Source organism: Enterobacter cloacae complex sp. SYL003, assembly GCF_049236925.1.
GTDB lineage: Bacteria > Pseudomonadota > Gammaproteobacteria > Enterobacterales > Enterobacteriaceae > Enterobacter > Enterobacter intestinihominis.
Genome location: NZ_JBMKJK010000009.1, coordinates 21,710 through 44,276, shown reverse-complemented (window position 1 = coordinate 44,276; position 22,567 = coordinate 21,710). Strand labels below are relative to the sequence as shown.

At 54.5% G+C, this 22,567-nt stretch carries 21 protein-coding genes; 16 read left to right on the top strand and 5 right to left on the bottom strand.

Going from position 1 to position 22,567, the window contains the following annotated elements; translation table 11 throughout:
• Positions 1 to 415 precede the first annotated feature (415 nt).
• Genes cyoA through cyoE form a run of 5 tightly spaced genes read left to right on the top strand, consistent with a single transcriptional unit; the run spans position 416 to position 5,200 of the window.
• A complete protein-coding gene (gene cyoA, locus ACOT1A_RS13200) occupies positions 416 to 1,363 on the top strand; it encodes a cytochrome o ubiquinol oxidase subunit II (RefSeq protein WP_006809886.1) in 948 nt (315 codons plus the stop codon).
• A gap of 16 nt (positions 1,364 to 1,379) precedes the next feature.
• On the top strand, positions 1,380 to 3,371 hold the full coding sequence (cyoB, locus tag ACOT1A_RS13195; RefSeq protein ID WP_006809887.1) for a cytochrome o ubiquinol oxidase subunit I: 1,992 nt from the start codon (positions 1,380 to 1,382) through the stop codon (positions 3,369 to 3,371).
• Entirely contained in the window at positions 3,361 to 3,975 is a 615-nt protein-coding gene (locus ACOT1A_RS13190) for a cytochrome o ubiquinol oxidase subunit III (RefSeq protein WP_022647243.1), read from the top strand. The genes cyoB and ACOT1A_RS13190 overlap by 11 nt, the downstream gene beginning before the upstream one ends.
• Positions 3,975 to 4,301, top strand: coding sequence for a cytochrome o ubiquinol oxidase subunit IV (locus tag ACOT1A_RS13185; RefSeq protein ID WP_006809888.1), 327 nt, complete (start codon positions 3,975 to 3,977; stop codon positions 4,299 to 4,301). Before ACOT1A_RS13190 ends, ACOT1A_RS13185 begins: the two co-directional genes overlap by 1 nt.
• Before the next feature lie 11 nt (positions 4,302 to 4,312).
• The gene (cyoE, locus tag ACOT1A_RS13180; RefSeq protein WP_022647242.1) at positions 4,313 to 5,200 is read left to right on the top strand and encodes a heme o synthase; all 888 of its coding nucleotides are present in this window, start codon (positions 4,313 to 4,315) and stop codon (positions 5,198 to 5,200) included.
• Positions 5,201 to 5,240: 40 nt separating this feature from the next.
• Here cyoE and fucU read toward each other — a convergent pair whose 3' ends face one another.
• The 3 genes from fucU to fucI are packed head-to-tail and all read right to left on the bottom strand — an operon-like array spanning position 5,241 to position 8,893.
• Positions 5,241 to 5,669 carry an L-fucose mutarotase gene (gene fucU / locus ACOT1A_RS13175; RefSeq protein WP_023299449.1) on the bottom strand — a complete coding sequence of 143 codons (429 nt, stop codon included), beginning with the start codon at positions 5,667 to 5,669 and terminating at the stop codon, positions 5,241 to 5,243.
• Positions 5,662 to 7,065: an L-fuculokinase gene (fucK, locus tag ACOT1A_RS13170; RefSeq protein WP_276170050.1), complete on the bottom strand. Its 1,404-nt coding sequence runs from the start codon at positions 7,063 to 7,065 to the stop codon at positions 5,662 to 5,664. The genes fucU and fucK overlap by 8 nt, the downstream gene beginning before the upstream one ends.
• 49 nt (positions 7,066 to 7,114) lie before the next feature.
• A complete protein-coding gene (fucI, locus tag ACOT1A_RS13165) occupies positions 7,115 to 8,893 on the bottom strand; it encodes an L-fucose isomerase (protein ID WP_038415501.1) in 1,779 nt (592 codons plus the stop codon).
• Positions 8,894 to 9,300: 407 nt separating this feature from the next.
• Between fucI and ACOT1A_RS13160 the strand changes: the two genes are divergently transcribed.
• The 7 genes from ACOT1A_RS13160 (at position 9,301) to ACOT1A_RS13130 (ending at position 17,592) form a co-directional block, all read left to right on the top strand.
• Positions 9,301 to 10,800, top strand: a complete 1,500-nt coding sequence (locus tag ACOT1A_RS13160) for a sugar ABC transporter ATP-binding protein (RefSeq protein ID WP_276170049.1) — start codon at positions 9,301 to 9,303, stop codon at positions 10,798 to 10,800.
• Between the two features lie 2 nt (positions 10,801 to 10,802).
• Positions 10,803 to 11,786, top strand: a complete 984-nt coding sequence (locus tag ACOT1A_RS13155; protein ID WP_022647237.1) for an ABC transporter permease — start codon at positions 10,803 to 10,805, stop codon at positions 11,784 to 11,786.
• A gap of 46 nt (positions 11,787 to 11,832) precedes the next feature.
• Positions 11,833 to 12,783 (top strand): ABC transporter substrate-binding protein, encoded by a 951-nt coding sequence (locus ACOT1A_RS13150; RefSeq protein ID WP_000858088.1) that lies wholly within the window; start codon positions 11,833 to 11,835, stop codon positions 12,781 to 12,783.
• A gap of 11 nt (positions 12,784 to 12,794) precedes the next feature.
• Positions 12,795 to 14,384 carry an FGGY-family carbohydrate kinase gene (locus tag ACOT1A_RS13145; RefSeq protein ID WP_032624754.1) on the top strand — a complete coding sequence of 530 codons (1,590 nt, stop codon included), beginning with the start codon at positions 12,795 to 12,797 and terminating at the stop codon, positions 14,382 to 14,384.
• Between the two features lie 60 nt (positions 14,385 to 14,444).
• Positions 14,445 to 15,440, top strand: a complete 996-nt coding sequence (locus ACOT1A_RS13140; protein WP_023299444.1) for a LacI family DNA-binding transcriptional regulator — start codon at positions 14,445 to 14,447, stop codon at positions 15,438 to 15,440.
• A gap of 28 nt (positions 15,441 to 15,468) precedes the next feature.
• Positions 15,469 to 16,116, top strand: coding sequence for an L-fuculose-phosphate aldolase (fucA, locus tag ACOT1A_RS13135; protein ID WP_017383181.1), 648 nt, complete (start codon positions 15,469 to 15,471; stop codon positions 16,114 to 16,116).
• Between the two features lie 114 nt (positions 16,117 to 16,230).
• Positions 16,231 to 17,592, top strand: coding sequence for an MFS transporter (locus ACOT1A_RS13130; RefSeq protein ID WP_022647234.1), 1,362 nt, complete (start codon positions 16,231 to 16,233; stop codon positions 17,590 to 17,592).
• A gap of 32 nt (positions 17,593 to 17,624) precedes the next feature.
• Here ACOT1A_RS13130 and ACOT1A_RS13125 read toward each other — a convergent pair whose 3' ends face one another.
• On the bottom strand, positions 17,625 to 18,116 hold the full coding sequence (locus ACOT1A_RS13125) for a YajQ family cyclic di-GMP-binding protein (protein ID WP_022647233.1): 492 nt from the start codon (positions 18,114 to 18,116) through the stop codon (positions 17,625 to 17,627).
• A gap of 125 nt (positions 18,117 to 18,241) precedes the next feature.
• On the opposite strand from ACOT1A_RS13125, the gene panE reads away from it, so the two are divergent.
• Complete coding sequence (gene panE / locus ACOT1A_RS13120) at positions 18,242 to 19,153, top strand: 2-dehydropantoate 2-reductase (RefSeq protein ID WP_276170048.1); 912 nt, start codon at positions 18,242 to 18,244, stop codon at positions 19,151 to 19,153.
• On the top strand, positions 19,116 to 19,706 hold the full coding sequence (gene yajL, locus ACOT1A_RS13115) for a protein deglycase YajL (protein WP_063163471.1): 591 nt from the start codon (positions 19,116 to 19,118) through the stop codon (positions 19,704 to 19,706). Before panE ends, yajL begins: the two co-directional genes overlap by 38 nt.
• 87 nt (positions 19,707 to 19,793) lie before the next feature.
• Here yajL and thiI read toward each other — a convergent pair whose 3' ends face one another.
• Positions 19,794 to 21,242 (bottom strand): tRNA uracil 4-sulfurtransferase ThiI, encoded by a 1,449-nt coding sequence (gene thiI / locus ACOT1A_RS13110; RefSeq protein WP_022647230.1) that lies wholly within the window; start codon positions 21,240 to 21,242, stop codon positions 19,794 to 19,796.
• Positions 21,243 to 21,420: 178 nt separating this feature from the next.
• Between thiI and xseB the strand changes: the two genes are divergently transcribed.
• Both xseB and ispA read left to right on the top strand, forming a co-directional pair.
• The gene (xseB, locus tag ACOT1A_RS13105) at positions 21,421 to 21,663 is read left to right on the top strand and encodes an exodeoxyribonuclease VII small subunit (RefSeq protein ID WP_003859094.1); all 243 of its coding nucleotides are present in this window, start codon (positions 21,421 to 21,423) and stop codon (positions 21,661 to 21,663) included.
• Positions 21,664 to 22,563, top strand: coding sequence for a (2E,6E)-farnesyl diphosphate synthase (gene ispA, locus ACOT1A_RS13100; RefSeq protein WP_038415485.1), 900 nt, complete (start codon positions 21,664 to 21,666; stop codon positions 22,561 to 22,563). It abuts the gene before it with no gap.
• Positions 22,564 to 22,567 lie beyond the last annotated feature (4 nt).

Below are 22,567 nucleotides of genomic sequence, written 5' to 3'. Positions count from 1 at the left end.
CGCCATCGACAAAAAAAATATTTGTTGTTTTGTGCGGGATAGCATTCGGAAATTATTGGAGCTTATTTCGCTACGCTATTTTTCATTAAACGATTCAGCATTCGAAACATTGAATTTTCGTTTTTTAGTTGTCTTTTTATTGATAATTAATTGTTAACTAATTGTGTGTTTTTCGCAATGGTTATACCAATTGTCCCTTTTGCGGTATGCTGGGGCACCCTTTCGTTATAACGCCCACTCCGTGCGGCTTCCGTCTGGAAACGCGACATAATCTGCAACACTTGTGACATGTGCGGCAGAACCCAGTAACACCTTCCTGACACAGGGCTAATGATGTTTACAGTAATGTAACCTTCCCGTAAAATGCCCCCACACTTTAAACGCCACCAGACTCCCGTGGAATTGAGGTCGTTAAATGAGACTCAGGAAATACAATAAAAGTTTGGGATGGTTGTCATTATTCGCAGGCACTGTATTACTCAGTGGCTGCGATTCTGCACTACTAGACCCCAAAGGACAGATTGGACTGGAACAACGTTCATTGATACTGACGGCTTTTGGCCTGATGTTGATTGTGGTTATTCCTGCCATCTTGATGGCTGTTGGTTTCGCCTGGAAGTATCGTGCGAGCAATAAAGATGCGAAGTATAGCCCTAACTGGTCACACTCCAATAAAGTGGAAGCTGTGGTCTGGACGGTACCTATTCTGATCATCCTGTTCCTTGCTGTACTGACCTGGAAAACCACTCACGCACTTGAGCCGAGCAAACCGCTGGTTCACGATGAAAAACCCATTACCATTGAAGTGGTCTCCATGGACTGGAAATGGTTCTTCATCTATCCAGAACAGGGCATTGCTACCGTGAATGAAATCGCCTTCCCGGCGAACACTCCGGTTCAGTTCAAAGTGACCTCCAACTCCGTAATGAACTCCTTCTTCATCCCACGTCTGGGCAGCCAGATTTACGCGATGGCCGGTATGCAGACTAACCTGCATCTGATTGCGAATGAAGCAGGCACCTACGACGGTATCTCCGCCAGCTATAGTGGCCCGGGCTTCTCGGGTATGAAGTTCAAAGCTATCGCTACGCCAGACCGCGCGACTTTCGACCAGTGGGTTGCAAAAGCGAAGCAGTCTCCAAACACCATGTCTGACATGGCGGCGTTCGAAAAAGTGGCTGCACCTAGCGAATACAACAAGGTGGAGTACTTCTCTAACGTGAAACCGAATCTGTTCAAAGATGTTATTGGCAAATTTATGGATCACGGCATGAGCATGGACATGACCCAGCCTGAAGGCGAGCACAACACGCACCAGGGTATGGAAGGCATGGACATGAGCCACGCGGAAACCGCTCACTAAGGGGCCGAGGAAGAAAATGTTCGGAAAATTGACATTGGATGCGGTGCCGTACCATGAACCCATTATCATGGTTACGATTGCTGCAATTATCATTGGTGGCGCGGCCTTAGTTGGCCTGATCACTTACTTCGGTAAGTGGAGCTACCTGTGGAACGAGTGGCTGACTTCGGTTGACCACAAAAAACTCGGCATCATGTACTGCATCGTCGGTATCGTCATGTTAATTCGTGGCTTTGCGGATGCAATCATGATGCGTAGCCAGCAGGCGCTTGCGTCTGCGGGCGAAGCCGGATTCCTGCCACCGCACCACTACGATCAGATCTTTACCGCTCACGGCGTTATCATGATCTTCTTCGTGGCGATGCCGCTGGTAATCGGTCTGATGAACGTTGTCGTTCCGCTGCAAATCGGCGCGCGCGACGTTGCGTTCCCGTTCCTGAACAACCTGAGCTTCTGGTTCACCGTTGTCGGCGTTATCCTGGTTAACCTGTCACTGGGTGTGGGCGAATTTGCTCAGACCGGCTGGCTGGCCTACCCGCCACTTTCGGGAATTGAGTACAGTCCGGGCGTGGGCGTTGACTACTGGATTTGGGCGCTTCAGCTCTCCGGTGTCGGTACCACCCTGACCGGTATTAACTTCTTCGTGACCATCCTGAAGATGCGTGCACCAGGTATGACGATGTTCAAGATGCCAGTATTTACCTGGGCATCTCTGTGCGCCAACGTCCTGATTATCGCGTCGTTCCCAATTCTGACCGTCACCATCGCGCTGCTGACCCTGGATCGCTATCTGGGTACCCATTTCTTCACGAATGATATGGGTGGCAACATGATGATGTACATCAACCTGATTTGGGCCTGGGGTCACCCGGAAGTGTACATCCTGGTTCTGCCGGTGTTCGGTGTGTTCTCCGAAATCGCGGCAACCTTCTCGCGTAAACGTCTGTTTGGTTACACCTCTCTGGTGTGGGCAACCGTGTGTATTACCGTCCTGTCGTTCATCGTCTGGCTGCACCACTTCTTCACCATGGGTGCGGGCGCCAACGTAAACGCCTTCTTCGGTATTACCACTATGATTATCGCGATCCCGACCGGGGTTAAGATCTTCAACTGGCTGTTCACCATGTACCAGGGCCGTATCCAGTTCCACTCAGCGATGCTGTGGACCATCGGCTTCATCGTGACCTTCTCCGTAGGTGGGATGACCGGCGTGCTGCTGGCGGTTCCGGGCGCTGACTTTGTCCTGCACAACAGTCTGTTCCTGATTGCGCACTTCCATAACGTTATCATCGGCGGCGTCGTCTTCGGCTGCTTCGCAGGTGTGACCTACTGGTGGCCAAAAGCGTTCGGTTTCACCCTGAACGAAAAATGGGGCAAACGCGCGTTCTGGTTCTGGATCATCGGCTTCTTCGTGGCGTTTATGCCGCTGTACGTGCTGGGCTTCATGGGGATGACCCGTCGTCTGAGCCAGCAGATCGATCCGCAGTTCCATCCGATGCTGATGATTGCAGCGGGCGGCGCCGCGCTGATTGCCTGCGGTATCCTGTGCCAGCTGATTCAGTACTACGTGTCTATCCGTGACCGTAACCTGAACCGCGACCTGACCGGTGACCCGTGGGGTGGCCGTACGCTGGAGTGGTCTACCTCTTCTCCACCTCCGTTCTATAACTTTGCCGTAGTGCCGCACATTCATGAGCGTGACGCATTCTGGGAAATGAAAGAAAAAGGTGAAGCGTACAAGCAACCTGAACATTACGAAGAGATCCATATGCCGAAAAACAGCGGTGCGGGCATCGTGATTGCCGCCTTCGCAACGGTATTTGGTTTCGCAATGATCTGGCACATCTGGTGGATGGCGATTGTTGGCTTCGCTGGCATCGTAATCAGCTGGATTGTGAAGAGCTTTGACGAGGACGTGGACTACTACGTACCAGTCCGTGAAGTTGAAAAGCTGGAAAACCAGCATTTTGACGAGATTTCTAAAGCGGGGCTGAAAAATGGCAACTGATACTCTGGCGCACTCGACTGCCCACGCGCATGAACATGCGCACCATGATACAGGACCGACGAAAGTCTTCGGTTTCTGGATCTACCTGATGAGCGACTGCATCCTGTTCTGCTGTCTGTTCGCAACCTATGCCGTTCTGGTGAACGGCACAGCGGGCGGCCCGACCGGTAAGGACATCTTTGAGCTGCCGTTCGTTCTGGTTGAAACCGCACTGCTGTTATTCAGCTCCATCACCTACGGCATGGCGGCTATCGCCATGTACAAAAACAACAAAAGCCAGGTTGTTTCCTGGCTGGCGTTGACCTGGTTGTTTGGTGCTGGCTTTATCGGGATGGAAATCTATGAATTCCATCACCTGATTGCGGAAGGCTTTGGTCCGGATCGCAGTGGCTTCCTGTCAGCGTTCTTCGCGCTGGTCGGCACCCACGGTCTGCACGTGACCTCTGGTCTGATCTGGATGGCAGTGCTGATGTTCCAGATCTCCCGTCGCGGCCTGACCAGTACTAACCGTACCCGTATCATGTGCCTGAGCCTGTTCTGGCACTTCCTGGACGTGGTATGGATCTGTGTGTTCTCTGTTGTCTATCTGATGGGGGCGATGTAATGAGTCATTCTAACGATCATGGCGCTTCCCACGGCAGCGTAAAAACCTACATGACAGGTTTCATCCTGTCGATCATCCTGACGGTGATCCCGTTCTGGATGGTGATGAACGGTTCTGCATCTAAGCCGGTTATCCTGGGCGCAATCCTGGTGACCGCGGTGATTCAGATTCTGGTGCATCTGGTTTGCTTCCTGCACATGAACACCAAGTCCGATGAAGGCTGGAACATGACGGCCTTTATCTTTACCGTGATTATCATCGCTATCCTGGTAGTCGGTTCCATCTGGATTATGTGGAACCTTAACTACAACATGATGGTTCACTAAGAGCGGCGAGTATGTTTAAGCAATACCTGCAAGTCACGAAACCAGGCATCATCTTTGGCAACCTGATCTCCGTAATCGGAGGGTTCCTGCTGGCCTCTAAAGGCAGCATTGATTACACCCTCTTTATTTACACGCTGGTCGGTGTGTCACTGGTGGTTGCGTCCGGTTGTGTATTTAACAACTACATCGACATGGATATCGACAAGAAGATGGAAAGGACCAAAAATCGGGTGCTGGTTAAAGGCCTGATTGCTCCTTCCGTCTCGCTGGTGTACGCCACCTTGCTGGGTATTGCTGGCTTTATGCTGCTGTGGTTTGGTGCTAACCCGCTGGCCTGCTGGCTGGGGGTGATGGGGTTCGTGGTGTATGTAGGCGTCTACAGCCTGTATATGAAACGCCACTCCGTCTACGGCACGCTGATTGGTTCTCTCTCCGGCGCTGCGCCGCCGGTGATTGGCTACTGCGCCGTCACGAACGAGTTCGACAGCGGTGCGCTGATCCTGCTGGCTATCTTTAGCCTGTGGCAGATGCCGCACTCCTACGCCATCGCGATTTTCCGCTTTAAGGATTATCAGGCAGCGAACATTCCGGTTCTGCCGGTCGTGAAAGGCATCTCAGTTGCCAAAAACCACATCACGCTGTACATCATCGCTTTTGCCGTGGCAACGCTGATGCTCTCTCTGGGCGGTTACGCCGGATATAAATATCTGGTGGTAGCAGCTGCGGTGAGCGTCTGGTGGCTCGGCATGGCTCTGCGCGGTTACAAAGTGGAAGATGACAAGGTCTGGGCACGCAAGCTGTTTGTGTTCTCGATTGTCGCCATCACCTCCCTGTCCGTGATGATGTCCGTAGACTTCATGGTGCCAGATTCACAAAGCCTGCTGACGTACGTCTGGTAAGAAGACTGAAGTAAAAACGCCGGGTTAAACCCGGCGTTTTTTATTGGTACGGCGTAACCCCTTTCTTTAACAGTATATTGCCGTATTTCGCTGTCTCGCCTGTCACCACAATGGCGTACGCTTTCTGTGCCCGCGCATAAAACGCATAACGGTCAATACGCATAATCCCCTCCCCTTCCGCCTCACCAAAGAGTGCGTTGCGATAGCGTGCTTCTACCTGTATATCGAGCGTATCCCCGTCGACAGGGGCCATCATCACCAGCGGTGGCGCATAGCTGTCGAGTTCAAACAGCGGTATCACCGCGGCCAGCAAATCGCTGATGAGCAGGCCATCTGCGCGGATCGTCTTTGGCCCCAGGCTGTGCGCGGGAAAGTGAGCGTCTGCAAAAATAATCTCGTCACCATGGCCCATCTCTGCCAGCGTTTTCAGCAGCTCGGGTGAAATCAGTGGGGATATCGTTTTAAGCACGGCTTTGCTCCTCAGGATAGAAATAACGGTAACGATAGTGGACCCGATCGCGAGCAGCCTCAGCGCTGGCCGTTTCTCCGACGCCCCACCATCCGTACAAAGACGCTCCCAGCACGGTCGTATCTGCATCTTCAAGAACCTTCACCGGGATCCCAAGCGCATTGGACTTGAGCTGATTCCACAGCATATTGCGGCTACCTCCCCCCACCAGCAGGAGTTCACGCGCCTTAAATTGCGCGATCGCCTCCAGCGCCTGGAGTTTTTCTTGCAGATGCACCGTGAGTCCTTCCAGGGCTGCGCGGTAAAAATGGGCTGGCGTGGTGGTGAGCGTAACGCCCTGCCAGCCGGCGAGCGGAGAATCGAGCAACTGGGTATTCATCGTGACGCCATCCGCCCCGTACGGAATTGCCGCCGCCTGAGCCAGAATAGTGTCCCAGTTGACATCAGGCGACCAGAACAGCGCGCGGATCCACTCCAGTACGCCAGACGCCAGATATTGCATTCCCGGATTATAGAGCCCTGTCCGGCTATCCAGTTCGCAGGTCGCGCCCGGGTATTGCCCCAGTAAAGCGGTATCAACCTGCGAGGTGCGCGCCATTAAAATCTCCCAGGTTCCCGAAGAGAGAACCGGCTCATTAATTCCCGCACCGGCGCCAAAAAGGGCAAACTGCGTATCGTGCCCGGCGGAGATCACCGGCACACCGCAAGGCAATCCGAGTCTGGATGCAGCGTCGGGCTGCAGTTCACCCATCATCTCCCCGGGGGAAACCAGCGGCGGGAAAAGGGAATGAGGCACGCCGATCTTGCTTAAGATCGTTTCGCTGAAGCACCGCTGATGCAGATCGAACATCTGACTGGTACCGGCCATCGTGAGATCGGTCGTCATTTTTCCGGTCAGGCGATGGTTGATTAGCGAGGAGATAAAAAGCCAGGCGTGAGCACGCTGTAACAGATCGGGATGGTTGTCCTGAAGCCAGCCTAGCTTATACAACGTGTTGAAACTAAACTGCCCAACGCCGGTGATCTGCTGTAGTTCAGCCGGGGAGCACAAACGGGCAACCGCTTCCATCACCGGCACGGTCCGTGGACATTTCCAGCTGATGATCGGGTAAAGCAGTTCTCCCCGCTCATCTACCAGCGCGCCATCCACGCCAAAGGTCGTCACACTCATTCCGCACAGTTGATGCTTGCTCAGCACTGCGCTGATTTTCTGACAACAGACGGCAAAACGTTGCATGATGGCGTCGAGCGACCACTGGTGCCAGGCCGGATTTTCAGCGACACTTTCGCTTTCGTTCGCCACCGAGGCTCGCGCCACAATATTCCCTTCAGGATCCAGCGCAATGGCGCGCACGTTCGTCGCGCCACAATCGAGAACCAGAAAACATTTTTTCATTGCGGTCCCCACAGGCTGCCAGTCCGCCGGAGCAGGCTGGCAAACCGGCTTATTGTTTGTATAACGGTCCGTAATTTTCACAGGCGCGGTAATCCTGCCCTTCCGGATCCATACCGTGAGCGCCCCAGGCCGTCGGCCGATAAATCAGCGCCTCCGGTACGTTATGCATGCACACGGGAATGCGCAGCATGGACGCCATGGTGATGAAATCAGCACCGACGTGCCCGACGGTTAATACTCCGTGGTTAGCGCCCCAGTTCGCCATCACTGAATAGACGTCACTGAACGGGCCTTTACCGGTCAGACGTGGGGCAAACCAGGTGGTGGGCCAGGTTGAATCGGTGCGCTTATTCAGAATGTCATGTACTTGTTCCGGCAGCTCAACACTCCAGCCTTCCGCTATCTGTAATACCGGGCCCACCCCCTTGATGAGGTTTACGCGGGTCATGGTAAATGGCACGCCACCTCGGGTGAGGAAGTTTGATGAGAAACCGCCCCCGCGAAAGTATTCATGCACCGCCGGACACCAGTGGGTTGCGGCCAGGCACGCGTTGGCTTCCTGCTCAGTAATGTCCCAGTGTGGTTTCAGGGTCGGTTTCCCCTCGGCGTCTTTCTGCTCCGCTGTACCGTCCAGTGCCGCCGAGCCGGAGTTGATCAGATGAATAATGCCCTGCTCAGCCCGTCCAGTGAGTTTCTGGCCGGTAACACGCTCAACCGACTCTGGCGACCAGTAGGTGCGCACGTCGGCAAAGATTTGCGCTGTACCGGTCATCAGATGTCCAAACAGCATTGCTACCCCGTTCAGGCTGTCATTTTCCGTCGCCACCACCAACGGCTGGCGAATACCGTTCCAGTCAAAGGAGCTGTTCAGCAGCGCCTCTGCGGTATCGCCATTTGGATACTGATCCGTCCAGTGGCGCTGTCCCTGGAACCCGGACGCGATGGCGTTATAGCCCAGAGATTCCTCCACGCGGCCCATCGCAGCGAGTTTTGGGTTACCCTGCATCATGTCGCGGATGCACATCGCCATCAGCAGACTCTCCCGCAGGATCGCGGCATTCTCCTGTTCATTGCGACGATACTGCTCCGCGTTTTTATCCTCGCCGAAACGGAAATGTGCTTGCGCCCAGTCCAGGGCCAGCTCAAGTTCTTGCTCGTCGTAAATCTTATGATCGATGCGGCGACGCAGTTCGGTCATATCCACCGCCTGCACCTTCATCCCCAGCCAGGATTCAAAGAAGTTGTGATCGACAATCGAGCCCGCAATCCCCATCGAGACCCCGCCCACCGACAGATAACTTTTCCCCTTCATGCTGGCGACCGCCAGGCCCGCGCGGGCGAAGCGCAACAATTTTTCTTCGACGTCTGCCGGGATGGTCTCGTCGCCCGCATCCTGTACATCGTGGCCATATATGGAAAACGCCGGGATCCCTTTCTGGTTATGCGCCGCCAGTGCCGCCGCGAGATATACTGCCCCCGGACGCTCGGTGCCGTTAAAGCCCCAGATCGCTTTCGGACGCAGCGGATCCATATCAATGGTTTCACTCCCGTAACACCAGCAGGGGGTGACGGTGATCGTCAGACCAACGTGGCACGTGCTGAACTTCTCTTCGCAAGCAGCGGCCTCCGCCATTCCGGCAATGCAGCTATCGGCAATTACGCACTCAACGGGCGTACCGCAGGGGTGGCGTAATTTTTCACTGAGTAGCGCCGCCGTGGCTTTCGCCATGTTCATGGTCTGCTCTTCCAGAGACTCGCGTACGCCCATTCGGCGGCCATCAATAACAGGTCGAATGCCAATACGGGGTAACGCTTTTATCGTTTTCATAGCCCTTCCTCACGTTGGTTAACCTATCCGTCTCAGGGGCATAGCCGTGAAAAAGCGCCCAGGCAGCGCCGTGAACGGAAAGTGGTGAAATTTGCTAACTCGAATTAGCTTAGGGTTCACACTAAAAATGAGACAAGATAAATGTGCAGGATCTGTGAGCAGTTTCACGATGAGAGGTCAAAATTCGATCAGTGTCAGGTATTACGATTCAGCAAAAACTAAACATATCGTTTAAATTCAATCAAATAACAAAATACCTTTGCACGACGTCACAATTTGAATACAAATGATTTGGCTAAATTATAACCCTAAAATAGCTTTTAAGGACGAAAGCTAAGTCGAGTTAGCTTATTAACTAAATCACTGTGGCTTGTGATTCATTGCCTTTCCAACACAGGAATTTTGCAATGTCAGAGACTCTTATTCAGATGACGTGCATTACCAAACGCTTTCCCGGCGTGCTGGCGCTGAATCAGGTTGATTTCGATTTACGCTGCGGCGAAGTTCATGCCCTCTTAGGTGAAAACGGTGCCGGCAAATCGACGCTGATGAAAATATTATCCGGTGTTTACCAACCTGATGCCGGTGAAATTCGCTTTGAAGGGCAATCCGTATCATTCAGCGATCCGCTAAGTGCTCAGCATGCAGGTATTACGATTATCCATCAGGAATTTAATCTCTTCCCCGATTTAACCGTGGAAGAGAATATCTTTATTGGCCGTGAATTCTGCAAAAATAGTCGCTGGCAGTTAGATAAACGCGCCCAGCGACAGGCGGTTGAGAAAATACTGCACATGCTGAATTTAAAAATCGCCCCGGACGCCCGCGTCAGTGAATTAACCGTAGCCCAGCAGCAGATGGTGGAAATTGCCAAAGCGATTTCGGTCAATGCCAAAGTGCTAATCATGGATGAACCCACCGCCGCGCTGACCGAAAGTGAAATCGAGAGTTTGTTTGACGTCACGCGGATGCTCAAGGCTCAGGGCACGGGGATTGTCTACATCTCGCACCGTCTGGAAGAGCTGGCGCTGATCGCCGATCGCGCGACCGTCATGCGCGACGGACAATACATCGCCACCGTAGATTATGAAACGGTTCAGATCGGCGAGCTTATCGCCATGATGGTTGGCCGCAATCTCGATAACATCTACCCAAAACGCCCGCCGCATCAGCGCAGAGAAAAAGTGCTGGAGGTGAACGGCCTGACGCGTAATGGTGTACTGCATGACATCAACTTTACCCTCTGGCGCGGTGAGATCCTCGGTCTCGCTGGCTTAATGGGCGCAGGCCGAACTGAACTGGGCCGGGCCCTGTTTGGCGCCGATGCGATCGACGCTGGCACCCTGACGCTGAACGGCACCCCCACACGTATTAAAGACGTGGCTGACGCCATTGAGAAAGGCATCAGCTATTTAACAGAAGACCGCAAAAAAGAGGGACTCGCCCTGGGCCTTTCTGTTGAGATGAACATTATGCTCGGCAATTACCCGGACTACGCTGGCGCCGCGGGTAATGTTGATGAAAAACGCTGCCGGGAGTCCAGCCAGAAACTGGTGGATACGCTGCGAATAAAAACGCCACATCTGGAACAGGCGGCACTGAATTTAAGCGGCGGTAATCAACAGAAGATTATTATTGCCCGCTGGGTCTGCAAAGACACCGATATTTTAATTTTTGATGAGCCAACCCGGGGAATTGACGTTGGTGCCAAGCTGGAAATCTACGAATTAATGAATCGCCTTGTCGCTAAAGGTAAATCGATCATCATGATTTCATCCGAACTGCCGGAAGTATTAGGAATGTGCGACCGCATACTCGTGATGCGCAGCGGCCGCATTGCCGGCGAAATAGCGGCTGAGCACGCCACCCAGGAAAAAATCATGCAATACGCCACGCTGGAGGATTAATCATGTCCGTTACCGTTCCATCGCCGCAAAGCGGAAGTCATACGATGAAAATAAATAAAGCGCTCCTGATGCGTCTGGCGCCTCTTTTTAGCCTGGTATTGCTGGTTCTGTTTTTCAGCTTCAGCTCTCCGTTCTTCTTTAATACAGAAAATATCATGACTATCGCCCTGCAAACGGCGGTGATTGGCATCATGGCCATTGGCGTGACCTTTGTGATTATTACCGCCGGGATCGACCTGTCACTCGGATCGGTGGTGGCGTTCTCAGGGGTTGCGGTGGGCATCGCCGCCGGGTTTGGTATGCCGTTGCCGGTCTGTATTCTGGCAGGCGTGCTCGCAGGCGGACTTTGCGGCTATGTGAACGCGTTTCTGGTCACCAAAATGACCATACCACCGTTTATTGCCACCCTCGGCTTAATGATGTCGGTACGCGGCATCAATATGGTGATGACCGATGGCCGCGCGATTTATTTTTCTGACTACCCGCAGTTCAAGCTGCTAGCACAGGGTCGCCTGTTCGACGTTCTGCCTTATCCGGTGTTCTACCTGGTCATCGTGGCACTGATCGCCATGTGGATCCTGAAGAAAACGGTGATGGGCCGCTATATCTACGCTGTCGGCAGCAATGAAACGGCGGCACACCTTTCCGGGATCAAAGTCCAGCGAGTGAAAATTTTCGTTTACGCCTTCTGCGGCCTGTTAACCGGCGTGGCCGGGGTGATCCTCGCCTCTCGTCTCAACTCAGGCCAGCCAACCGTGGGCGTGGGTTATGAGCTGGAAGCCATTGCGGCGGTAGTGATCGGCGGTACCAGTCTGATGGGCGGCGTGGGCACGATTGGCGGCACCATCATAGGCGCGTTCATTATGAGCGTGCTGAAAAACGGCCTCAATCTCATGGGCGTGTCCCAGTTCTGGCAGATGGTGGCGATGGGCGTGGTCGTCGTTGCCGCCGTCTACCTGGACACGTTACGTAAAAGAATGCGTTAGGTTCTCGATACAACAAGCCCTGCCAACCCTACAACGGAGCAAAATAATGAAAACCAGCCATATCCTGAGCGCCCTGTCGCTCGTTGCCATCCTGTCCAGCAGCGCGCTGGCAAAAGATTTAAACCTGCCGGTGGTCAGTAAAGGTTACCAGCACGAATTCTGGCAGACGGTCAAAATGGGAACGGAAGCTGCCGCAAAAGAGTTGGGTGACAAAACCAGCTACGTTGGCCCTGCCGATGAAACGCAAATCGCCGAACAGATCCAGTTAGTCGAAAACACCATGGCACAAAAGCCAAACGGCCTGTTGCTGGCCGCACTTGATGCAAACGCCCTTGCCCCGCTGGTCGAAACCGCAAACAGCCGGGGGATCAAAGTGGTGACCTTCGACTCGGGCGTGAACTCGGATATCCCGGCCAGCTTTGTCGCCACCAATAACCGTAAGGCGGGCGCACAGGCTGCGGATGCGCTGGCGGAGCAGGTAGGCCAGAAGGGGAAAGTGGGTATTATCGCCCACGTAGCCGGGACGACGTCCGCCATTGAGCGCTCTGAAGGGTTCAGCGAGCGGATGAAAGAGAAGTACCCGAATATTCAGGTACTGCCGGTGCAATACAGCGATGGCGACCCGCAAAAAGCGATGGATAAAACCATTGATATGGTTCAGGCCAACCCGGATATCGCCGGTATTTATGCCACCAACGAAGGCTCAACCCTGGGCGTTGCGAACGCTATCGACAGCCAGAATCTGAAGGGCAAAGTAAAAGTCATCGGTTTTGACAGCACCGAAGCCATCATTAACTTCCTTAAAAACGGTGTGATTCAGGGCTTCGTGGTGCAGGACGCCTATCAGATTGGTTATCAGGGCATAAAAGCGCTGAACGCGGTGATTTCCGGACAGACGGTGGCCAAAGAAATTGATATTCCAGTGAAATATGTCAATGCGCAGAATATCAACACGCCTGAAATTGATAAACTGCTGCATCCGTTTGGTAAAAAATAAGGAAGTTCATGATGAGTGACGGCTATTTCCTCGGGGTAGATGTAGGTTCAGCCAGCGTTCGTGCAGGGCTTTACTCTGCGCAAGGCGAGCGTTTGAGCTTCGCGACCCGTCCGATTTCGCAGTTTCACGCCAGCAATGCGCGCGTGGAACAATCCTCTGTGGAAATCTGGCAGCAGGTTTGTGCGGTGGTGCGGGAAGCCGTCGACTCCTCTGGGATTTCACCTGACGCCATTCGTTCGATTGGCTTCGACGCCACGTGCTCGCTGGTCGCGCTGGATGCTGACGGTAACGGCCTGAGCGTCTCCCCGGACAGTCCGGCATCGCAGGACATCATTATGTGGATGGATCATCGTGCTCACGAAGAAACCGTTCACATCAATGCCACACGCGATCCGGCCCTGTGCTACGTGGGCGGCGAGGTCAGCATCGAGATGGAGTTGCCAAAACTGCTGTGGTTGCAGCGGCATCATCCTGAAACCTGGAATCAGGCCTGGCGCTTTTACGACCTTGCCGATTTTCTGGTCTGGAAAGCGACGGGCCAGGACGTCGCCAGCCTGTGCACCCTCACCTGCAAATGGAACTACCTTGCGCATGAGGCGCAGTTCAGCGAATCGCTGCTCAGAGCGGTGGGGCTGGAAAACTTACTGACAAAAATTCCCGGCACTATTCTGGACGTCGCTGAATGCGTCGGGAAACTTAGCCCGCAGGCAGCGCAAGCTCTGGGTTTGTCCGAAGAAGTGGTTGTGGCAAGCGGCATGATCGATGCCCACGCGGGTGGCGTGGCGCTGACGGGCTCACACCCGGAAGGCACGCTGGCGCTCATCAGCGGAACCTCGAACTGCCATATGCTTGCCAGTCAGACGGAGATCCATACGCCCGGCGTCTGGGGACCTTACTGGAGCGCCATGCTGCCGGGCTACTGGCTGACGGAAGGCGGGCAAAGTGCTGCCGGGGCGCTGGTCGACTGGACGTTGCGCGAGCACGGAGTCAGCGCAGAGCTGTTTGCAAAAGCAGAAGCGGCGCAATGCCATCCGGTGGCATTACTCAACGACTGGGTAGCCGCGCTTGAACAGGAAGAAAAATATCCCACCCGCAACCTGCACATTCTGGCCGATCACCACGGCAACCGCTCGCCGCGTTCGCGTCCTGATGCCCGGGGCAGCGTTGTCGGTCTGACATTAGAGACCGGTGAGCGCGCGCTGGCGAGGCTCTATCTGGCCACGCTACAGGCCATTGCCTACGGCACACGACACATTATGGATACTCTGAAACATCATGGGCACACCTTGTCGCGCATTGTCATTTGTGGTGGAGCTACTCATAACCGGCTCTGGCTGCGGGAGTATGCCGATGCCACAGGCTGCGATATTCACCTTTTAGCCGAAGAAGATGCGGTCACTCTCGGCGCGGCCATTTGCGGCGCTGTGGCGAGCGGTGCATGGGCAACGCTTACCGACGCCACCCGGGAAATGGTCAAAGCCGGCGATATCATCACCTGTCGGCCGGAAACCGCGGCCTTCCACCGGCAAAAATATGAGGCGTACCTGATGCTGTGGACCCAGCAACAGGCGCTTAATCTCCTGATGCAGCAGGAAATGTAATGGCAGGATGCGTATGCTTTATCAGCAGTTTTTACGTACGTTAAGGATTGAGGCGTAGCGATGGCCAAAACAGTTGAACAGATAGCGAAGGATCTGAATTTATCCGTCACCACCGTGCGGCTGGTACTGAGCGGGAAAGCCGAACAGTATCGGATCAGTGTGAAAACACAGTCCCGAATTAATGAACACGTCGAGCGCTTCGGCTATACCCTCAACCATTCGGCGCGCAGTCTGAAGTTAAACAAAACCGAGACGCTGGGGCTCATCGTGCCCAACATCTCAAACGTGTTCTTTGCAACGCTCGCCGAGAAACTCGAACTGCGCTGCCGCCGTTCGGGTTACCAGCTGATGATCAGCTGTACTTACAACGATGTGGATTACGAAAACAAGCTGGTAAAAGCTCTGATGGCGCGCAACGTGGACGGCTTATTTATCGTTCCCTCGACGCTGGAAAATCAGCAGCATCATTTGCGGCAGATCCAAAAGCCACTGGTGCTCCTTGACCGGGATTTTGGCTTTACTGACAACGCGCTGGTAGAGAGTCATAACGAGGCTGGGGGGGATGAACTGGCCCGCAATATGCTGGAAGAGTGCAAAACGCCGCTCTGGTTCCTTGTGGGCGATACCGCACTGCCCAGCATTACGGACCGTCTGAACGGCTATTTGCAGGCCCTGAAAACAGCCGGTATTCACCATCGCGAGTGGGTCATCGAAGGGCCGGACAATACGCCGGAGGGGGGATATGCCCTGATGGATTCGCTTATCGACAGCCAGGGTGTTCCGCAGGCGTTCATCGCCTCATCGTTACCCGTCCTGGAAGGGGCAATCGAAGCCCTGCGGACGCGTACCGGTACCGTGCCTCAACACATCAATATTGGCACCTTCGATGAGCACCCCATGCTGGGGTTCCTGCCTAACAGCGTCTGGTCCATGCAGCAGGATGAAGATACCTGGGCGGAAAAAGCGTTTGAACTGATGCAGCGAGCCATCGACGGCGAAGCGGTCAACGAGACGGCGAAAGTCGATATGAAGCTGGTCAAACGTTCCCGCCAGTAAAAATAAAACTGTACCCGGAGAATAAAAAATGGAACGAGCCCGATTAGCCAGAGACATTATCGACACCTGCCTTGAGATGACCCGCATGGGATTAAATCAGGGCACCGCCGGGAATATCAGCGTTCGCTATCGCGACGGTATGCTGATTACGCCGACCGGAATTCCCTACGAGCATCTGACCGAAGAGAGTATCGTCTATGTCGATGCACAGGGGCGACACGAAGAGGATAAACTGCCCTCCAGCGAATGGCGTTTTCATCAGGTTGTGTATCAGACCCGCCCGGATGCTAACGCCGTCGTCCATAACCATGCGGTTAACTGTACCGCCGTCTCGATACTCAACCGCCCCATTCCTGCTATTCACTATATGATTGCCGCCGCCGGGGGAAACTCCATTCCCTGCGCGCCTTACGCGACCTTCGGGACGCGCGCGCTGTCAGAGCATGTCGCGGTCGCGTTACGCGATCGCAAAGCGACGCTATTACAGCACCACGGCCTGATCACCTGCGAAGAAAATCTTGAGAAGGCACTGTGGCTGGCGCAGGAGGTAGAGGTGCTGGCAAAACTCTACCTGGCCACGCTGGCGATCGTGGATCCCGTTCCGGTACTCAGTGACGATGAAATTGCCATTGTTCTTGAGAAATTTAAAAGCTACGGGTTGCGCGTCGAGGCGTAATTTTTTATCCGGGGGTGCTTTTATCACACCCTCGTAATATCTCTTAAACAAACACCTATTTACCGCACTTATCACCCCGCCTAAACTATGGCCTGCTTTTTGGTAGAGGTGGTAATGAACGATTATAAAATGACGCCAGGTGAACTGCGTGCGACCTGGGGTTTAGGGACTGTTTTCTCGCTGCGGATGCTTGGCATGTTTATGGTCCTGCCCGTTCTGACCACATATGGCATGGCGTTACAGGGTGCCAGCGAAGCGCTGATTGGTCTGGCGATCGGTATCTACGGCCTGGCGCAGGCGATATTCCAGATCCCCTTTGGCCTGCTCTCCGACCGCGTGGGTCGCAAACCGCTGATTGTCGGCGGGCTGCTGGTGTTTGTACTTGGCAGCATCATCGCTGCCCTCTCCCACTCCATCTGGGGAATTATTCTTGGCCGCGCCCTGCAAGGTTCCGGGGCGATTGCCGCCGCCGTGATGGCGCTGCTGTCAGATTTAACCCGCGAGCAAAACCGCACCAAAGCCATGGCGTTTATTGGCGTCAGCTTCGGCGTTACGTTTGCCATTGCCATGGTGCTGGGGCCGATTATTACCCATTCACTCGGCCTGCACGCCCTGTTCTGGATGATAGCCGTGCTGGCAACCATCGGGATCGCACTCACGCTGTGGGTTGTGCCGGACAGTAAAAACCATGTCCTGAACCGTGAATCCGGGATGGTCAAAGGCTGCTTCAGCAAAGTCATCGCCGAGCCGCGCCTGCTTAAGCTGAACTTCGGCATTATGTGCCTGCACATTCTGCTGATGTCCACCTTTGTCGCCCTGCCCGGTCAACTTGCCGCAGCAGGTTTCCCGGCGGCAGAGCACTGGAAAATTTATCTGGTCACAATGCTGATCTCGTTTGTCTCCGTTGTGCCCTTCATTATTTACGCCGAAGTGAAGCGCAAAATGAAACGCGTCTTCGTGGGCTGCGTGGCGTTACTGTTGATTGCCGAGATTGTGCTGTGGGGCGCCGGCCCACATTTCTGGGAGCTGATCGCAGGCGTACAGCTGTTCTTCCTGGCGTTTAATCTGATGGAAGCCCTGCTGCCGTCGCTTATAAGCAAAGAGTCTCCGGCAGGATACAAAGGCACCGCGATGGGCATTTACTCCACCAGCCAGTTTCTCGGCGTGGCGATCGGCGGGTCCCTCGGCGGCTGGGTGGACGGCCTTTTTGATTCTCAGACCGTGTTCCTCGCCGGTGCGCTACTGGCGATGCTCTGGCTGTTTGTTGCCAGCACCATGAAAGAGCCGCGCTATGTGAGTAGCCTGCGGGTAGAAATTCCCGATGACGTGGCAATCGGTGACGCGTTACAACAGCGTCTGGAAGCGACAGAGGGCGTGAGCGAAGTGCTGATTGTCCCGGAAGAGCGCAGTGCGTATGTCAAAATTGACAGCAAAGTGACTAACCGCTTTGAGGTAGAGCAGGCGCTGAAGGCCTGAAAAAATGCCCGGTTTAGCCGGGCATAATTGTCTTAATCGCGGAAGTTTTTAAACTGGAATGGCTGACCGAGATCGCCGCCACGCACCAGCGCCATCACGGATTGCAGGTCATCACGGGATTTTCCGGTCACGCGGATCTCTTCCCCCTGGATCTGCGCCTGCACTTTCAGCTTGCTGTCTTTGATAAGCTTAACGATTTTTTTCTGTACCGCGCTTTCAATCCCCTGCTTCAGCTTCGCTTCTACAAACCAGGTTTTGCCGCTGTGAACAAAATCTTCCGGTACATCAAGTGAGGTCCCTTCAATGCCGCGCTTGAGCAGCTTGGCGCGCAGGATATCCAGCAGTTGGTTGACCTGGAAATCAGACTCACTCAGGACTTTGATTGTCTTGTTCGCGTCGTTCAGTTCAATGGTCGCCTCAACGCCACGAAAATCGAAACGTGACTCCACTTCACGAATAGCATTATCTACGCCGTTACGCGCTTCCTGCAGATCAACTTCAGAAACAATATCGAAAGATGGCATCTTTTCTTCTCCCTTCATTTTTGTTGCGTTGCATAATACCTGCAACGAGGCATAACGAGAAGCTTAGCTGATGGCGCTATACTTAGCGTCTTAGCACCTGGCGCAGTTGCAGGTGAGGAGGAACAATGAAAGTAACAGTGCTTGGATGCGGCGCCCTTGGTCAACTCTGGCTTAGCGCGCTATGCAAACAGGGACACGACGTTCAGGGCTGGCTGCGAATTCCCCAACCCTATTGCAGTGTGAATGTGATAGGTACAGACGGTTCAATTTTTAACGAGTCTTTGACGGCAAACGATCCGGAATTTCTCGCGAGCAGCGATCTGCTGCTGGTCACGCTGAAGGCCTGGCAGGTCTCCGATGCGGTGAAAAGCCTGGCCGCCCAATTACCTGAAAGCACGCCAGTCCTGCTGATTCACAACGGTATGGGTACCATTGAAGAGCTAAAGTCTGTCCGGCAACCGCTGCTGATGGGAACAACCACCCACGCGGCACGCCGCGACGGTAACGTCATTATTCATGTTGCCAGTGGCATCACCCATATCGGCCCGGCGCGTGAACAGCCCGGCGATTACAGCTATCTTGCGGATACCCTGCAAAGCACGCTGCCTGACGTCGCCTGGCACAATAACATTCGCGCAGAACTGTGGCGCAAACTGGCGGTCAACTGCGCGATCAATCCGCTGACTGCCCTGCTGGATTGCCCTAACGGTGATCTGCGCCAGCATCCCGATCGGTTAGCGCTGATTTGCCGGGAAGTTGCCGCCGTCATTGAACGCGAAGGCTACCACACCTCAGAAACCGATTTACGTTATTATGTCGACCAGGTCATTGAGAGTACGGCAGAAAATATCTCTTCAATGTTGCAGGATGTCCGGGCGATGCGGCATACCGAAATTGATTACATTACCGGTTATCTGTTAAAACGCGCCCGGGCACACGGCATTACCGTTGCCGAAAACAGCCGTCTGTTTGAGTCAGTAAAACGAAAGGAGAGTGAGTATGAGCGCATCGGCACTGGTATGCCTCGCCCCTGGTAGCGAAGAGACAGAAGCGGTCACCACCATTGATTTGATGGTACGTGGTGGTATTAAGGTTACCACCGCCAGCGTCGCCAGCGACGGAAGTCTGGCGATTACCTGCTCGCGTGGGGTCAAGATCCTGGCAGATGCACCGCTTGTACAGGTGGCGGACGGTGATTACGACATTATCGTGCTGCCGGGCGGTCTGAAGGGCGCGGAGTGTTTCCGCGACAGCCCGCTGCTGGTTGAAACCGTTCGTCAGTTTCATCTTTCCGGGCGTATCGTCGCGGCAATCTGTGCGGCCGCAGGTACGGTACTGGTTCCGCACGACATTTTCCCCATCGGCAATATGACCGGCTTCCCAGGCCTGAAGGATACGATTCCGGCAGACCAGTGGGTGGATAAACGCGTGGTCTGGGATCCGCGCGTTAACCTGCTCACCAGCCAGGGGCCGGGTACCGCCATTGATTTTGGCCTGAAGATTATTGACCTGCTGGTCGGGCGCGAAAAAGCGTACGAAGTGGCGTCATCGCTGGTGATGGCGGCAGGGATTTATAACTACTACGAGTAAAAAAAGCCGGGTGGCGGCTACGCCTTACCGGGCCTACAAGTGTACGGTACCGTAGGCCCGGTAAGCGAAGCGCCACCGGGCAATAGGCTACGGGCGATACACCTTCACGTTCGCGAAGCCCTGCTCGCGCAGGTACAGCGCCTGTAAACGGCTCATGACCCCACGTTCGCACCACAGCAGATACGTTTTGCTCTGGTCGAGATCGCCAAACTGGGTGCTCAGCTTGTAGAACGGCAGCGAAACCACCTCCACGCCTTCCACCTGCAACGGCTTGTCATCCTGCTCATCAACAGAACGTATATCCAGAATCGTATCGTTAGCACCGAAGCCGCTGACCGTCTCCACCTCAACCACGTCCTGCTCGGTCTGCTGGGCGATTTCACGGATATCGATGTTGGACGCTTCCGCCACCACTTTTTCCAGGATGCTGAAATCGAAGTTCTCTTCTTCCGCTTCGATCTTCGCCTTCACCGCTTTAATGGTTGGACTTTTTGAGATCACGCCGCAATATTCCGGCATGGTGCGGGCAAAATCTTCAGTACCGATTTTACGCGCCAGATCGATGATGTGCTCTTTATCGTGAGAGATCAACGGACGCAGGATCAGCGTATCAGACACGTTGTCGATAAGACGCAGGTTGGTCAGCGTCTGGCTGGAGACCTGCCCCAGTGCTTCACCGGTGACCAGCGCCTGCACGCCGTAGCGCTCAGCCACTTTGGACGCCGCACGCACCATCATACGTTTCAGGACCACGCCCATCTGGCCGTCATCCACTTTCTCAAGAATTTCGCCGACCACCGGCTCAAAGTTGATCGCCACGAAACGCACGCGGTGAGAGCTGCCGAAGCGGTTCCACAGGTAATGCGCCACCTGACGTACGCCGATTTCGTGCGCCGCGCCGCCCAGATTAAAGAAGCAGTAGTGCACGCGGCAGCCGCGACGCATCAGCATATAGCTGGAAACGCCGGAGTCGAACCCGCCGGAGATCAGCGACAGCACATCTTCTTGCGTGCCGATCGGGAAGCCGCCAATACCTTCATAACGGCCCTTAACCAGCAGCAGGCGATCGTTTTCGATCTCAAGATTAACGGTAACGTCCGGATTAGTCAGGCGCACGCGCGCCGTCTCAACGTGCTGGTTCAGACCGCCGCCGACATAGCGCTCAACGTCAATGGAGCTAAACTCATGCTTACCACGGCGCTTCACGCGTACGCAGAACGTTTTCCCTTCGATCTGATCGCGGTACTGTACCAGCGCCTTTTCGAAGATATCGTGCATATCGGTGAAGGGAACGTCTTCCACTTCCAGAATATGGTGAATACCCGGGATACGGGTCAGCGCGTCGCGAATATCAAGACGTTTGTTTTCGTCTTTCGCGCGGACTTCAACGTGGTCCCAGTGACGCACCACGGCGAGCGTTTCGTCGTAGTGTTTTAATACGTTACGAATGTTCCCGGTGAGAATTTTAATAAAGCGCAAACGCACGGATTGGCTTTTGATGGTGATTTCAGGGAACAATTTAATGATAAACTTCATGGCGGCAATGTTTCTTAGGCAAGCTTATAAAGGCTTGTAGTGGAAAATGATACAGCAGCCCACACCCGTGGCTGCATCCAGGCGCGCAAGTATACCACCATCGCGCCACTCGCGTTATTTGATAATTGCCCTGAGTCCGTTACCATGTCAGGGCGAAAAATTTAAGAGTCAATTCACTATGCCGAAGAAAAACGACGCACCGGCCAGTTTCGAAACTGCGCTGAGTGAACTGGAGCAGATCGTTACCCGTCTTGAGAGCGGCGATCTCCCGCTGGAAGACGCGCTCAACGAATTTGAACGCGGCGTGCAGCTCGCGCGCCAGGGGCAGGTAAAACTCCAGCAGGCCGAGCAGCGTGTGCAGATCCTGCTTTCCGACAGCGAAGACGCTAAAACCACGCCATTCACACCGGACGCCGAGTAAATGGATTTTTCCAACGCGCTTCAGGCGCGCGTCATCCGCGCCAACGACGCGCTGCGCCGTTTCATTGAGCCGCAGCCTTTTCAGAACACTCCTCTGGTTGAAGCCATGCACTATGGCGCACTCTTGGGGGGTAAACGCCTGCGCCCGTTCCTGGTGTATGCCACGGGCAACATGTTCGGTATCAGCGATAACACGCTGGACGCCCCGGCAGCCGCCGTGGAGTGTATCCACGCCTATTCGCTGATCCACGATGATTTGCCGGCCATGGACGATGACGATCTGCGTCGCGGTCAGCCGACCTGCCACATTAAGTTCGGCGAAGCGAATGCCATTCTGGCGGGTGATGCGCTGCAAACCCTGGCGTTCTCTATTCTGAGCGATGCGCCGATGGTTGAAGTGAGCGATCGCGATCGTCTGGCAATGGTGTCCGAACTGGCAATGGCCAGCGGCGTCGCCGGGATGTGCGGCGGCCAGGCGCTGGATTTAGAGGCTGAAGGTCGTCAAGTAACTCTGGAACAGCTGGAACGCATCCACCGTCACAAAACGGGCGCCCTGATTCGGGCAGCCGTTCGTCTGGGCGCGCTGAGCGCGGGTGAACGCGGGCGTAAAGCCCTGCCGGTTCTGGACAGATACGCAGAAAGTATCGGTCTGGCATTCCAGGTTCAGGATGACATTCTGGATGTGGTGGGCGATACTGCAACATTGGGAAAACGTCAGGGTGCGGATCAGCAGCTTGGCAAAAGTACCTACCCCGCCCTGTTGGGCCTTGAGCATGCCCAACGTAAAGCCCGGGATCTGATAGACGATGCCCGCCGGTCACTGAATGAGCTGGCCGCGCAATCGCTGGATACCTCGGCACTGGAAGCGCTAGCGGACTACATAATCCAGCGTAATAAATAAACTA